Source organism: Sphingobacterium spiritivorum ATCC 33861, assembly GCF_000143765.1.
GTDB lineage: Bacteria > Bacteroidota > Bacteroidia > Sphingobacteriales > Sphingobacteriaceae > Sphingobacterium > Sphingobacterium spiritivorum.
In genome coordinates this window covers 152,395-166,245 of record NZ_GL379770.1, presented here as the reverse complement: position 1 = coordinate 166,245, position 13,851 = coordinate 152,395, and the positions used below count along the sequence as shown (strand labels likewise).

At 38.0% G+C, this 13,851-nt stretch carries 15 protein-coding genes; 4 read left to right on the top strand and 11 right to left on the bottom strand.

The window, feature by feature from the left end; translation table 11 throughout:
* Positions 1 to 37: 37 nt before the first annotated feature.
* The 9 genes from atpA to HMPREF0766_RS00725 form a co-directional block, all read right to left on the bottom strand.
* Entirely contained in the window at positions 38 to 1,612 is a 1,575-nt protein-coding gene (gene atpA / locus HMPREF0766_RS00765) for a F0F1 ATP synthase subunit alpha (RefSeq protein ID WP_002992880.1), read from the bottom strand.
* Between the two features lie 51 nt (positions 1,613 to 1,663).
* Positions 1,664 to 2,209 carry an ATP synthase F1 subunit delta gene (atpH, locus tag HMPREF0766_RS00760; protein WP_002992879.1) on the bottom strand — a complete coding sequence of 182 codons (546 nt, stop codon included), beginning with the start codon at positions 2,207 to 2,209 and terminating at the stop codon, positions 1,664 to 1,666.
* A 36-nt stretch (positions 2,210 to 2,245) separates the two neighbouring features.
* Positions 2,246 to 2,746 (bottom strand): F0F1 ATP synthase subunit B, encoded by a 501-nt coding sequence (locus HMPREF0766_RS00755; protein WP_002992878.1) that lies wholly within the window; start codon positions 2,744 to 2,746, stop codon positions 2,246 to 2,248.
* Positions 2,747 to 2,853: 107 nt separating this feature from the next.
* The gene (atpE, locus tag HMPREF0766_RS00750) at positions 2,854 to 3,045 is read right to left on the bottom strand and encodes an ATP synthase F0 subunit C (protein WP_002992877.1); all 192 of its coding nucleotides are present in this window, start codon (positions 3,043 to 3,045) and stop codon (positions 2,854 to 2,856) included.
* A gap of 38 nt (positions 3,046 to 3,083) precedes the next feature.
* Entirely contained in the window at positions 3,084 to 4,169 is a 1,086-nt protein-coding gene (gene atpB, locus HMPREF0766_RS00745) for a F0F1 ATP synthase subunit A (protein ID WP_002992876.1), read from the bottom strand.
* Between the two features lie 84 nt (positions 4,170 to 4,253).
* Positions 4,254 to 4,649, bottom strand: coding sequence for a hypothetical protein (locus HMPREF0766_RS00740; RefSeq protein ID WP_002992875.1), 396 nt, complete (start codon positions 4,647 to 4,649; stop codon positions 4,254 to 4,256).
* Entirely contained in the window at positions 4,642 to 4,860 is a 219-nt protein-coding gene (locus HMPREF0766_RS00735; protein WP_002992874.1) for an AtpZ/AtpI family protein, read from the bottom strand. Before HMPREF0766_RS00735 ends, HMPREF0766_RS00740 begins: the two co-directional genes overlap by 8 nt.
* A gap of 73 nt (positions 4,861 to 4,933) precedes the next feature.
* Positions 4,934 to 7,165: a helix-turn-helix domain-containing protein gene (locus HMPREF0766_RS00730; protein ID WP_002992873.1), complete on the bottom strand. Its 2,232-nt coding sequence runs from the start codon at positions 7,163 to 7,165 to the stop codon at positions 4,934 to 4,936.
* A gap of 90 nt (positions 7,166 to 7,255) precedes the next feature.
* The gene (locus HMPREF0766_RS00725) at positions 7,256 to 8,242 is read right to left on the bottom strand and encodes an imelysin family protein (RefSeq protein ID WP_002992871.1); all 987 of its coding nucleotides are present in this window, start codon (positions 8,240 to 8,242) and stop codon (positions 7,256 to 7,258) included.
* Positions 8,243 to 8,363: 121 nt separating this feature from the next.
* Between HMPREF0766_RS00725 and HMPREF0766_RS00720 the strand changes: the two genes are divergently transcribed.
* Positions 8,364 to 8,864, top strand: coding sequence for a cupin domain-containing protein (locus tag HMPREF0766_RS00720; RefSeq protein WP_002992870.1), 501 nt, complete (start codon positions 8,364 to 8,366; stop codon positions 8,862 to 8,864).
* 105 nt (positions 8,865 to 8,969) lie between these two features.
* On the opposite strand, the gene HMPREF0766_RS00715 is transcribed toward HMPREF0766_RS00720, so the two are convergent.
* Together HMPREF0766_RS00715 and HMPREF0766_RS00710 are read right to left on the bottom strand one after the other, a co-directional pair.
* Positions 8,970 to 10,763, bottom strand: coding sequence for a M56 family metallopeptidase (locus HMPREF0766_RS00715; RefSeq protein WP_002992868.1), 1,794 nt, complete (start codon positions 10,761 to 10,763; stop codon positions 8,970 to 8,972).
* Positions 10,756 to 11,151, bottom strand: a complete 396-nt coding sequence (locus tag HMPREF0766_RS00710) for a BlaI/MecI/CopY family transcriptional regulator (protein ID WP_002992866.1) — start codon at positions 11,149 to 11,151, stop codon at positions 10,756 to 10,758. Before HMPREF0766_RS00710 ends, HMPREF0766_RS00715 begins: the two co-directional genes overlap by 8 nt.
* Before the next feature lie 215 nt (positions 11,152 to 11,366).
* Between HMPREF0766_RS00710 and HMPREF0766_RS00705 the strand changes: the two genes are divergently transcribed.
* The 3 genes from HMPREF0766_RS00705 to HMPREF0766_RS00695 all read left to right on the top strand — a co-directional run bounded on the left by HMPREF0766_RS00705 (position 11,367) and on the right by HMPREF0766_RS00695 (position 13,732).
* Positions 11,367 to 11,774 (top strand): hypothetical protein, encoded by a 408-nt coding sequence (locus HMPREF0766_RS00705; protein ID WP_002992864.1) that lies wholly within the window; start codon positions 11,367 to 11,369, stop codon positions 11,772 to 11,774.
* A gap of 205 nt (positions 11,775 to 11,979) precedes the next feature.
* Positions 11,980 to 12,477: a GNAT family N-acetyltransferase gene (locus HMPREF0766_RS00700; protein WP_002992860.1), complete on the top strand. Its 498-nt coding sequence runs from the start codon at positions 11,980 to 11,982 to the stop codon at positions 12,475 to 12,477.
* A 91-nt stretch (positions 12,478 to 12,568) separates the two neighbouring features.
* Positions 12,569 to 13,732 (top strand): peroxiredoxin family protein, encoded by a 1,164-nt coding sequence (locus HMPREF0766_RS00695; protein ID WP_002992859.1) that lies wholly within the window; start codon positions 12,569 to 12,571, stop codon positions 13,730 to 13,732.
* Positions 13,733 to 13,851 lie beyond the last annotated feature (119 nt).

Genomic DNA, 13,851 nt, shown 5'->3' with positions numbered 1-13,851 from the left:
TAAGGCTCTATACTCAATACTCGTTACTCATATCTTATTAATATTGTGATGCTAATTCTTTAGCAACTTTTTCTAACACATCAGTCAATTCATCTGAGAATTTACCAGCTTTCAAAGCTGCTAATACTTCAGGATGACGTTGTTCCAATTGAGTCAAGTAGTCTTCTTCAAAAGCACGAACCTTATTTACAGGCACGCTACGGAAAAGACCTTTTGTACCGGCATAGATGATCGCTACTTGTTTTTCAACAGGTACTGGAGAGAATTGACCTTGTTTCAAAATTTCAACGTTACGTACACCTTTATCAATTACTGCTTTAGTAGCTGCATCTAAGTCCGAACCGAATTTAGCAAAAGCCTCTAACTCGCGGTATTGAGCCTGATCCAATTTCAGGGTACCTGATACTTTTTTCATCGGTTTGATCTGCGCGTTACCACCTACACGTGATACCGAGATACCTACGTTGATGGCCGGACGGATACCAGCGTTGAATAAGTTAGACTCCAGGAAGATCTGTCCGTCAGTGATCGAGATTACGTTTGTAGGAATGTATGCGGATACGTCACCTGCCTGAGTCTCGATAATAGGAAGAGCTGTAAGTGAACCACCACCTTTTACCAAATGCTTGATAGAAGCCGGAAGGTCGTTCATATTACGTGCGATCTCATCTGAAGAGTTGATTTTTGCAGCACGCTCTAATAAACGGGAGTGAAGATAGAAAACGTCTCCAGGATAAGCCTCACGGCCCGGTGGACGACGAAGTAATAAAGATACTTCACGGTAAGCTACCGCTTGTTTAGACAAATCATCATATACGATCAATGCAGGACGACCTGTATCACGGAAGAATTCTCCGATCGCAGCACCGGCCATTGGTGCGTAGAACTGCATTGGAGCAGGATCTGCAGCAGAAGCATTGACAATAACAGTATAAGCCATAGCGCCTCTTTCTTCCAGTACACGAACGATGTTCGCTACAGTAGAGTTTTTCTGACCTACAGCAACATAGATACAAAATACAGGCTGACCTGCATCGTAAAATTCTTTTTGGTTAAGGATGGTATCGATACACACCGCAGTTTTACCTGTCTGACGGTCACCGATTACCAACTCACGTTGACCACGACCGATAGGAATCATTGCATCGATAGCTTTGATACCTGTCTGCAATGGCTCCGTTACAGGCTGACGGTAGATTACACCGGGAGCTTTACGCTCGATCGGCATTTCGTATGTCTCACCTACAACAGGTCCCTTACCATCAATAGGCTGACCTAACGTATTTACAACACGACCCAAAAGTCCTTCACCCACCTGAATGGATGCAATACGATCGGTACGTTTTACAGTATCTCCTTCTTTCACATCTTCCGAAGAGCCCAAAAGTACAACACCTACGTTGTCTTCTTCCAGGTTCATCACGATACCTTGTAATCCGTTATCAAACTCTACCAACTCTCCTGACTGTACTTTAGTTAAGCCGTAGATTCGAGCGATACCGTCACCTATTGTAAGGACTGTACCCACTTCTTCGAGTTCGGCTTCTGATTTAAAGCCTGACAATTGTTCTCTCAAGATTGCCGAAACTTCATCTGGTCTTACCTCTATCATTGTAATTTTTATAAGGGGTTTTTATTTTTGTTTTATTATCAAGTTCAGTCGTTATACCGACTGAGCAGTTAAATATCTTTCTAAATCATCCAGTTTACGTGCGATACTGGTATCGATCTGCTTATCGCCTACTTTTACGATGAAACCTCCGATAAGGGAAGCATCCACTTTATTTGTCAGCAATACCTGTGCATGGAGTTCTTCTGTGATCACTTTTTTCAATGCATCCAGATTCTCTGCAGAAAGAGGTGCTGCCGAAATAACAGTAGCTTCTACAATACCTTTAATCGCATTATATTCACGTAAAAATTCCTGTGCTGTATTATAAAGGATCTCACCACGACCCTTGAAGATCATGATTCTGAAAAATGCCAGTACGGAAGTACCAAATTTATCCTTAAAAAGCTGTTCAAGGATGGCATATTTCTTTTCCCAGGTAATAATCGGATTTGCTAAGACAGCACGCAAGCCGGAATTTTCTTTCAACACAGATACGAATTGATCTATATTGGATTTCACTTCCTCAAGTTGACCCTGTTCCTGCGCCAGGTCGATCAACGACTTTGCATATCTAGACGCTACTTTAAATACTGACATAGTTATAAATTATAATTTGAAAACCTGAATGAATGATTAGTTCAATTTAACATCTTTAAGCAAATCAGCAACTAATGCCTGCTGTTTACCCTGGTCTTCAAATTCTTTGCTTAACACTTTGCGAGCGATCTCAATAGACAGTTCTGATACCTGAGCTTTCACTTCAGCCAGGGCTTTAGTCTTTTGCGTATCGATTTCCTGTTTAGCTTGTGCGATTAATCTCTTACCTTCCGCATGTGCCTGATCTCTGGCTTCAATAACGATCTTTTCTTTAAGTTCTTTTGCTTCTTTCAGAATCAGATCACGCTCAGCACGCGCTTCTTTTAATAACTGTTCGTTTTCATTTGTCAAACGAGTCATTTCCAGTTTTGCCTTCTCAGCAGCTGCTAATGCGTTAGAAATACCTGTCTCACGCTCATCCAGAGCATTAACAATAGGTTTCCAAGCAAATTTACCTAAGATAAAGATTACTATTAATAATATGATCAGTTGCCAAAAAAACAGACCATACGAAAACTGATTAATTAATGCTTCCATTTGTATATATTATAAAATATTATTTCTTTTTAATTTTTCTTTTTTTACCTGAAGAAGCACCGCTTGCAACCAACCGTTGCAAATGGTGCTTGTACTGTAACATTGGATTATCTACCTAAGATTAAAGCACCGAATGCTAAACCTTCTACTAGGGCACCAATGATGATCATTGCAGTTTGAATTTTTGATGCTGCTTCTGGCTGACGAGCGATAGCTTCCATTGCGGAACCACCGATTTTACCTAGTCCTAGACCTGCACCGATAACGATTAAACCTGCACCTACTAAATTTGGAATCATAACAATTTAATTATATAAAAATTTAAAAAAAATTCTGATTAATGATGGTCATGGTGTTCCTCTACTGCCATACCTATGAACAGTGAAGACAACATAGTAAAAATAAACGCCTGAAGGAATGCCACTAACAACTCCAAAAGCATTAGGATAAGTGTCAATAACATTGAGACACCAATACTACCTCCTACAGTCAGTTGGGTTTGAAACAAATAAACAATTGCAATCAATCCCATTACTACAGAGTGTCCTGCAGTAATATTTGCAAATAAACGAAGCATCAGAGAAAAGGGCTTGGTAAACATACCCAGCAATTCGATAGGTGCCAAAACTATTTTAAACGGAACAGGTACACCCGGCATCCAGAAGATATGTTTCCAGTAGTTTTTATTTGCTTTGAAAAGAATGATAAAAAAAGTAAACAAGGCCAGACATAACGTTACAGTGATGTTACCTGTCACATTAAATCCTAAGGGTGTCAATCCTAATAAGTTTAACAAGAAAATCAGAAAGAAAACAGACAACAAGTAGGGCATAAACTCTTTGTAACGTGAACCGATATTTGGCACAGCCATTTCGTCACGTACATACAATACAAGTGGTTCTAACACACGACCTACTCCTTTTGGAAGTGTATTTGCTCCTTTTTTGTATGTTTTAGCAAGGCTCAAAAATCCCCAGAACAACAAGAGTGTAGCTAACAACAGACCTACAACATTTTTAGTAATCGAAAAGTCTAAAGGCTTGGCATTGGTCGGATGATGTTTTTCATCCATAGTCAATGTGCCTGCAGCATCAGTTTTATAGATCTTGTTGTGAAAAAGTTTATAATACTGACCATCTTTTTCAACTACTGCATGACCGTGATCAAATGCAGCGGAAGAGAAAACTTTTAATCCGTTATCGATCAAGATAACCGGAAGTGGAAAACCATACACCTTATCTGCTTTTTTATCTGCAAACAAAGAAAAATAATAATCATCCTGTAAATGGTGTTCACTATATTCTTTAATCTCCTCAGATTGCGACTTTGGCTCATCTCCTCCTTCACTAGCTCCCGCCAGGAAAGGGTTGAATGTGAATAATACTGCTGTAAAAATAAGAAGCGTTCTCCTTAGACTCTCCATGTTTTCTCGTTAATTTTTGCGCAAAAATACGATTTTATTTATCATCTTTTGCGATTAAATGAAACTTTTTTTTATTTATATAAATTACTGTTTATTCTCTTGATTCATAACTTTATACGCCATGAATACGTCATATACGATAAAAAGAAAAAACACAGCCAAAAAATTATATTCAATAAAGTTTTCGGGCTGCTGATTTAAGCCTTTGTTCACGTACAGAAATGAAACTATCATCTTCAGGGTAAGTAATCCCAAAAACACAAACCCAACACTATTGGGCATCATATTATGAATGATAATAACCACGATCAGCATAACCAAAGACGAAATTCCGCCGACAAGATAAAATCCCCATAGCTTATAATCAGTCTGCTGCCATACATCCTGCAGATCCAATCCCTTCAATATTGCATAATGTACTCCATACAATACTAGCCCAACTACCAGTAACAGTATAAAATAGCGGATATTCTTAGTCATTCTTACTCAATCGATTTGCTTGTTTTATAAAATAATATATAGATACAATTACCCCTATAAATGTAGATACCTTCATGGCTACCTCGTTCTCCCAACTGTACTTTTTGTCCAGCCAGGTACCCAACATATAAAATAAGTAAACAGTGATCCCCATCTGAGAAGGCATAGCGATAAACATCATCCATTTATTGGGACCACTTTTCTTTTCCATAATTACGTGTTAGATCAGGAATATGCCTCAGATTCCGTCATATTACCCGGCAAATATAAGTGATAATTTTTGTTTAATCTACACTTAACACTTTTTGTCCGATACGGATATCCGGATAATCTACTGAAGGGCCTAAAATACTCTTCAGTTCGGAAGCCGAAGCGTCCGGATGTTTACGGATCACTTCAATGATTCTATCCAGTTTATCCTGTTCGATAAGTTCATGTGCCTCCACTCCTTCACCAATAAAATGAATCAGATGACCATATATTGTTCCGGCAACCATGCCTCTTTTCCGGGCTATTTCCTCTATAGAATTCCCATCCTGGTACATTTCCAGCGTAATCTGTTTGGTATCTAATTTGGTCAGGTCTTTTGTTTCCGTATCATCTGGAGCAGTCTTCACCTGATCATCTTTGGATTTTTCAAATTTCTCCATCTGCGTGACAGCTTCACCGATATTTCCATCGCTCATGAGCGTCTCTGCAATCGTCAGACAGTGCAACAGCTGATCCAGTTTACGTTTATAATCCAGATGCAGGCCATTCAGCTCATCAATATACTTCTTTGTCCTTTTCTTGATCTTCCAGGCGTTGATATGTTCAAACGTAGGCTTAATTAATTCATCTTCAATCTTAGACTGAAACCATTGCACAGCAGATTTTGTCCGCTCGCATATACGCGTATAATCCAGACTGGATTTATCGCTAAGCAACGTATAGAGCTGATTGATAAATGAATGTGCGACCTTCTCTTGTTTTCGAAGATCCGCTATAACCTGAATAAAATACTGCTCTGCTCCGGCTTTATCATCTATATTCCGGTCAGCCAGAGACGTTTGTAATGCTACAGTCTCGTCAATCAGCGAAGTCCAGCGAAAGCTGTTAAGCAAGATCTGACCCAGGTAGTTTTTCTGGCACTGCTCCAGCACAGCCGGCAGTTCGGCCTCCGGAAGCATACGTTGCATAAACGATACAACCTGAAAATCTGTACGAATGGAATGTCCGGGGATCGGAGATTTCAGGATCAAACCTTCCAGACCGGTCAGCCTGCTGAGCGCAACATACACCTGCCCCGCAGCAAATGAAGTCCCCGCATCAATGATCGCTCTCTCAAATGTCAGTCCCTGACTCTTGTGAATCGTAATTGCCCATGCAAGACGCAAAGGGTATTGAGAAAATGTTCCCAGCACTTCGGAATTGATCTCATCCTGCCCTTTATCGTAATTATATCTTATATTTTCCCATGTTTCTCTTTTGACCATGACGTCATCAGATCCATCCGGGAAGGAGACCAACACGTATTGCTTATCCAGATTGATTTCTTTGACTGTACCGATTTTTCCGTTAAAATATTTACGGTCATCACCCGTGTCATTCTTAATAAACATGACCTGTGCACCTACTTTCAGGGTCAGTGTCTCGTCTGTAGGATACGATCCCTGCTGAAATTCATCCTTAATGACTGCTTTTATATTGAGCATCTTACCGGGTAACCGCACCAGTTCTTCCTGATTGATCGTATCAGCAAGCCGGTTATGAGAAGTCAGCGTAATATATTGATCCGAAGAAACTGGCTCAAAATCTGCTTTATAATGTGCATTCAATTGGTCCAGGTCATCTTTAGAGACCTGATTATTTCGGATATTATTCAGCAAATTAATAAACGAATCATCCTTTTGCCGATAGATATGATTGAGCTCCAGCATGACAGGTGGGTATTCCCGCATTACTTTGGCATCGAAAAAGAAAGGACTGGAATAAGTACCCCTCAAAACAGACCATTCAAAGTCCCGGACCACCGGAGGCAATTGGTATAAATCGCCTATAAACAACACCTGAACTCCGCCAAAAGGGCGCTGATCACGTCTCACAGATTTCAATATTACATCTATTGCATCCAGAGTATCACTACGTACCATCGACACTTCATCGATAACCAACAGTTCCAGCTCCTGTAGAATTGCTCTTCGCTGTTTGGTAAGCTTTATGGTACTGAACAGACGGCTTTTATTATAGATATTATTATCCTCCGCGCTCCAGTTCATCTCATAATCCTCCAGAAAGACACCAAACGGCAACCAGAATAGCGCATGCAGCGTAGTACCTCCGGCATTCATCGCAGCAACTCCCGTAGGAGCAGTTATAGCCATCTTTTTATACGAATGCTTATTGATATACCGTAGAAATGTCGTCTTTCCTGTACCAGCCTTTCCTGTCAGAAAAAGGTTTTGGTTCGTTTGGTTGACGAAAGCTACGGCCTGCATAAAGGCTGTATTTTGTTTATCTAAAGGCAATTCACTCATGAGAAAAAATAATCGGAATAATCATAAAAAATAAAAGATACCATATGACAAGGTATCTTTTACAAAAATAACAAATAAAAACTGTCTATCTCAGATCTGAGATACCAATGGTAATAAACGGTCTTTAAGCAGTTCCTGAAGCGTTTGCAATTTAACCTTTGCTACCAGTACCGCATCTCTGTCATTGGACAGCGCCATGCTGTAAGATTCGGGTAACGCATTTATAGCTTTTTTAGAATCTTCTATAGACTTACGTAAAGTTTCATCCAATACTTTATCCTGACGATCTACTACCGCTGCTATTCCTGCTCCTTTGTGCAGATCCAATCTGCCTGTATACAGATTTTCAATAGCAATAATATTATTGAGGATATCAGATTTTGTATTATCACTATAGGGTTCTTCTATCTGAACAGCAGATATCGGAGCATCAGGTTCTGTAATCTTAGTCTCCAAAATTTGTTGCGTCACTCCTATCATACCGCCCACATAGTCTTTCATACGCTGCTGACAGATCTGAGAACGTTGTTCTTCATTTTTAGCTTTTAACTTTGTCTTTGTCCAAGCTGTTTCTTTTGCAAACGCCAGCAATTGATTCGTTTGCACAACCATACTATCAGAAATGGTCATTAAAGAAGCCAGATCCGTCTCTGTCAGATCAGCAGCCATACGCATACCATCAGAACCCCATAAAATGTATTCTATCTGCTGAAATTCACCTTTATTGATCCGGTCAGGCTGCTGTTGGGATAAAGGATAGGTACTTTCATCCATTCGCTGACGGATGCGGACAATTTTACTCTCTCCTATCGCATATCCTTCTGCCTGTTCCCATAATTCACGGGTCTCTACCCAGGCATCTCTTGCCTGCAAAAGGGAAATATCATTACCGATTTCTATACGTTGGATCGCTCCCTGCAAATCAATAACACGTTCACAAAGAAGCTGATGCGTGGGAATAATGATATGGGATTCAATATTGTCAATAATCTTAATCTGTGTATTAATTTTATCCTGACCTGCGGAACAACTCACCAGGACCGGCAATATCACCAAGCCCAAAAACCTGTTTTTCATAAATTGAGTTACTAAAAACGTCCGCAAAGGTAGATATTAATTTGTGAATTGAAAGTAACAATAGTTGATACATAATTTTAAAAAAAATCCTAACTTCACCCTTTTAAGTAAATCAATAAAAATGGAATACGTAGATAAAGCCGAATTATTCAGTGAAATAGAGAAAATCCTTACAGACAAAGGATTTGGCATCGAAAAACAAGATCAAACCCGTCCGTGGGGAGGTTTTTTTGTGATAAATGAAGATCAGGCACAGCAGTTTGCAGATGAATACTTCGAAGGTCTGAATGTACAGGATCTTAAGATTTCAGGCAAATTAAGTCCTAAAATTCTGATCGTTGCTCCTGAAAAACGTCTTTCATGGCAGTATCACCACCGCCGTGCAGAAATCTGGAGAGTAATCAAAGGTACTGTTGGTGTGGTGACAAGTGATACAGATGATGAGCAGGAACTTAAAAAACTTACAACAGGTGAAAGCATTAAACTTCGTCAGGGCGAACGTCACCGTCTGGTAGGATTATCCGAATATGGTGTATTGGCAGAAATCTGGCAACATACGGATATTGACAATCCTTCCGATGAGGATGACATTGTCCGGGTACAGGATGACTTTGGAAGATAAAAGAAAAGAGGGGAAAAAATCCCCTCTTTCTCGTTAAGCCTCGCGCCAACATAAACATATAAAACAATTTCTTTTTTGTGTACTACACTATAATAATCAGATAATTCAGTTGGATTTTAAAGCTCTGGCTTCTGCAGCTTTTCTTGCTTTTTCTGCCGCCTTTCGACCTTGCTCCTCCGCTTCACGTTCGATCTTTTCGATCTTTGCTTTGAATTCAGGAGAATTAATCCTCGCCTCTTCTGCTTTACGGGCCCTTTCCTCCGCCTCACGTTCTATTTTTGCAATCTTTGCTTTGAACTCTGGGGAGTTAATTCTCGCCTCTTCTGCTTTACGGGCACTTTCTTCCGCTTCACGTTCTATTTTTGCAATCTTTGCTTTGAATTCAGGGGAATTATAATAAGCCTCTATTTTGGCTGCATCATCCTCTATTTTCTTGATATGTGCCTTAAATTCAGGTGAATTATATTTTGCTTCGATTTTGGCTGCATTATCCTCTATTTTCTTAATATTTGATTTAAATTTACGGGAATTATAATAAGCCTCGGTTTTAGCAGCGTCCTTTTCTATTTTCTTAATATGTGCTTTGAATTCAGGAGAATTGTAATATTCAGAGTCCTTTATTGTTTTATCTGTTAACTTCTGCAGATTAGCAGTAAACTCCTTTGATCCTACAGTCTCGCTGATCATTTTACTTAGACCTTCAACATCTACAATACCATTTATAAACTCAGGGGAAGATAAATATGCCAGATCTTTTGAAAGACCCAATGAGTCAAAGTTCAGATTAAGATTTACCGGCGTCTGTACATTTAACGGCGCTGCAGGTTTTATAGCCAGTGCATCCAAAGCCTGCAGAGAATCCACAATAGTATCCCTTTGTACAGCATTCTGAATGATAGTATCTGTACACACTTCATGGGATACTCCCGACATAAGGTCAGTATTCGAAGAAGTATTATCTGCACCAGCAGGATTTTCTGCTTTTGCATATGTGCGTTCACTGAATATAGCAATTGTTGCCAGTAATATCAGGACGCTGAACAATTGAAATGCGTGTGATCTCAACTGTGATGGTTTACGGGTAATCATAAGTAATCTCTTTTTAATTAATGAATGGTTAAACGGACTCACTAATGTGGTGATATGCTTCTGAGAAACAGTATTAATAAGTAATGACAAGTAGTTAAAATGGTTGCCTGTAGACACGACAGCCTCATCTGCTAAAAATTCATGATTTGTCTGGATAGCTTTTCTGTAAAAATACAAGGCCGGATTGAACCAGAAGAAAACCAGTAATGTTTCTATAAATATGACATCCCAGGTGTGATTCTGCCTAATATGAGCCATTTCATGACGAAGAATATCTTTTTCCAGACCACTACGGTATTCATCTCTGTTTACAAAAAGAAATCTGAAAAAACTGAACGGAGATATCGGCTCATCTAACAGAACTATCGTTACCTCATATTCTCTGATCTGTTCAGCATTAACAATCTTACGGTATAATCTCCTCAGATTTTTATTGAAACGAATAGCCATGACCACCGCCCCGACAAAATAAAGAACCATTACACCTATAATAATATCATAGATAACAGGTCTCGAATTCTCAACGGGAGGTACAGCCTGTACTTCAACTTGTTGAGCAGTCTCAACAAAATCATATTGTGGCGCCAGCGGTGCCTCATACTGTACTGCAGGTATCTCTTCTATCAAAGGTATCGCCATCGCAGGTTCCTCCACTTCAAATACAAAGAAAGGGATCATTAAAGCTAAAATCAGAGAAGATAATAAGTACCATCTGTTGATTTTAAAAGATTTCACATACTGCAGCAGTACAAAATACAACACAATAAATATTGTGGAGGTTGCCAGGAATTTCAGAACAAAATCAATCATCTTTTCTTTTTTTAAGTTCTTGGTCTACTATTTTTCTTAAGCTTTCCAGCTCTTTATCACTCAGGTTGGATGAAGTTGTAAAAAAAGAAGCAAACTGAAGTGCTGAATCATTGAAAAACTGCTTAATCATTCCGCTCATCTGATTTGAAAAATAGGCGTCTTTTTTAATTAACGGAAAATATCTTCTCGAATTACCAAACGTCTCATAATCAATCACCCCTTTATCCTGTAAACGCTTCAGCAACGTTGCAATTGTTGTGGTAGCGGGTTTGGGATCAGGATAACATTCGATGATATCTTTCAGAAATGGTTTGCCCGATTGCCAGATATAATCCATCAACTCTTCTTCCTTTTTGGATAAACTCGTCTCTATATTATTAGAATTCATTCTACAAATGTAGAGCATATTTTTAATTACACAATAGTAAAAAGAAAATAAAATCACAAAATACTGATTATCAGATGATTAAATTTACAAATCAACATAAGATCATCTTAAAAAAATCTTACTGTAGCAAAAATCATGTCGCCAGCGTTTAGATTAGTGAAAGAAATGATTTGCCGGCAGTCATCTAATTAGTTTTAAACTTTAACATAAAAGAAATGAAAAAGATGAATTTCAAATCAGGTATTTTAGCAGCTCTTACAGTATTATTAGGTATAACTTTATTGTATTCCTGTGATGAAGATGATGACAATGTATCCATATATCCCAAAAATGTGAAAATTGCTTATAGCATTACTTCAAAATCAAAGGATATAAAAATCGGTAAGTTGACCTTTACAGACAGTACAGGAAAAGACTCCGTACAAACAAACGGACAAGTTCCATTCAATAAATCCTTTCCAAGATTGATTTCTAAACAAGGCGAGAAAGCAAAATTAGCTTTTGCATCTGCCGGAAACGGAGAAATCACCTTTGAGATCAAAGTCGATGATCAGGTCGTAAAAACAGAATCCTTCAAATCTGCAGCAGATAGTTTAAAAGGATCAATTGAATATATTTTCTAGGCATTTTTTATTTTTAATATATTTTAAGGAACCAGTTCCACTTTTGGGACTGGCTTTTTACTATAAACAGGAAGACAATATTAAAAACGGAGCTATCTGTTACCAGATTTTTTTATTAATCTTTCTTAACACATCTGCATCTTGTAGCTCTGCTATTAATTTCTGATATTAGAAGTTGGCTATCCCAGGTAAAAAATGAAACTTTATGATTATAAAATGTGAACAAAAGGACTTTAATGAAATTTATGAAATTATTAACGATGCATCAATTGCTTATAAAGGGGTAATTCCTGATGATAGATGGCATGAACCATATATGAGCGAACTTGAATTAAAAAACCAAATTGCTGATGGTGTTGAATTCTGGGGGTACAAAGAAGGTAACACACTTATTGGTGTAATGGGAATTCAATACAAAGGTGAAGTCACACTTATTCGGCATGCCTATGTTCGGACAAAGGAAAGAAGTAAAGGTATAGGAAGACAATTATTAGCGCATCTCAATTCAATGGCGACAACACCTGTACTTATTGGCACTTGGACAGATGCAAAGTGGGCAATTAGTTTTTATCTTAAAAATGGATTTAGACTTTTAGAAAGATCAGAAATAAATGTTTTATTACCCAGATACTGGACAATTCCCATCCGACAAATAGAAACATCTGTAGTGCTGGCAAGTTCAAATTGGACAAGTTCAGTATAGAGAATAATAAAGAACAGGCTACTCTTAATTTGCATGCAGATTGACACCTAAATATCCGGACAAGAATATTTAAAACATTACAGCTATTAAAATGAGAACTATAATTACGCTTATTGCTTTCAACCTCTTGGCAGTTCAGCTGTATGCTCAATCAACCTCAATTAAACCAGTTGAAAGCATGCTTAAGCAACTGGAAAAAATTGAAAGTATATCCTATAATCAGATAAGCTATGATAAAAATCCCTTTGGAAATGACACCACTACAATCTACAGGGAGGTAACTGTTTTCTTTGACCCCAACTATAAATTACCATATGCAGACGTCAGTACGACAATAAAGGATAAAAATTATGCATCCAGAACGGTCTATGCTGATAAAAAAATATATAATTTTGAAAAAGATGGTACGTATACGACGAAAGATTATAAAGCTCTTAGGATAGGGAATGCGGATATATTCTCCGATGGAGAACTACAAAAAACGGTAAGTAAAATACAACAAACTGCTCCTGATAAAATAAAACAACTCAATGATACCACAATTGACAGACAGGACTATTTCTACTTTTTTGTCAATGCTTTCGATTCGGTTATTAACGAACAAAGAGCATTTATTAATATGTATTTTGCTGTGGATAAAACTACATTTCTACCCAAAAGCTATACTATTATTTCAAAATCAAACTATGCAGCAGACAATAACACGATTGAACTTTCGATGCACTCCAGATCTGTGTTTTCGGATTTTAATATAAATTCCCGGAAAAATTATCTGTTAAACTTTCAGATTCCTCCGGGTTATAAACCTTATGAGAAAAAAGAGTTGTTAAAAAAAGGTACTCCAGCGCCGGAATGGACAGGTAAAGATATGTTAGAGAACACGTATTCCTCAAAGTCTTTTGCAGGTAAGACACTACTATTATTCATGACGGACATCAGTTGTCTTGGTAATCAACTGTCAATAGGAATGATGAATAATCTGACAGATAAATATCAAAACAAAGAAGTAGTGGTTTTGAGCCTGTTTGGCAGTTCAAAAAAAGAACTTATGCAGTATACAGCAACTAATCAAATCAATTTTCCTGTCATTTATGATGCACAGCAGATTAAAGAGAAATATAACGCACCCGGAGCCCCGTTTTTCTATATTATTGACAAAAACGGGTATATATCTTATAGCGTATACGGATATAACGAGGAGCGTGAAACGACTTTAGGAGAAGAACTGGATAAAGCTTTGTCTGATAAACAATAAAAACAGGCGGGCAGAAATGTCTGCTTCTGCCCTTCCTGATTCCGGGATAATAAAGTACAGATTATACCGGTTTTTTGATTTATTAAAATAGAAAATTGTTAGATTTTTTTGAGTATGGA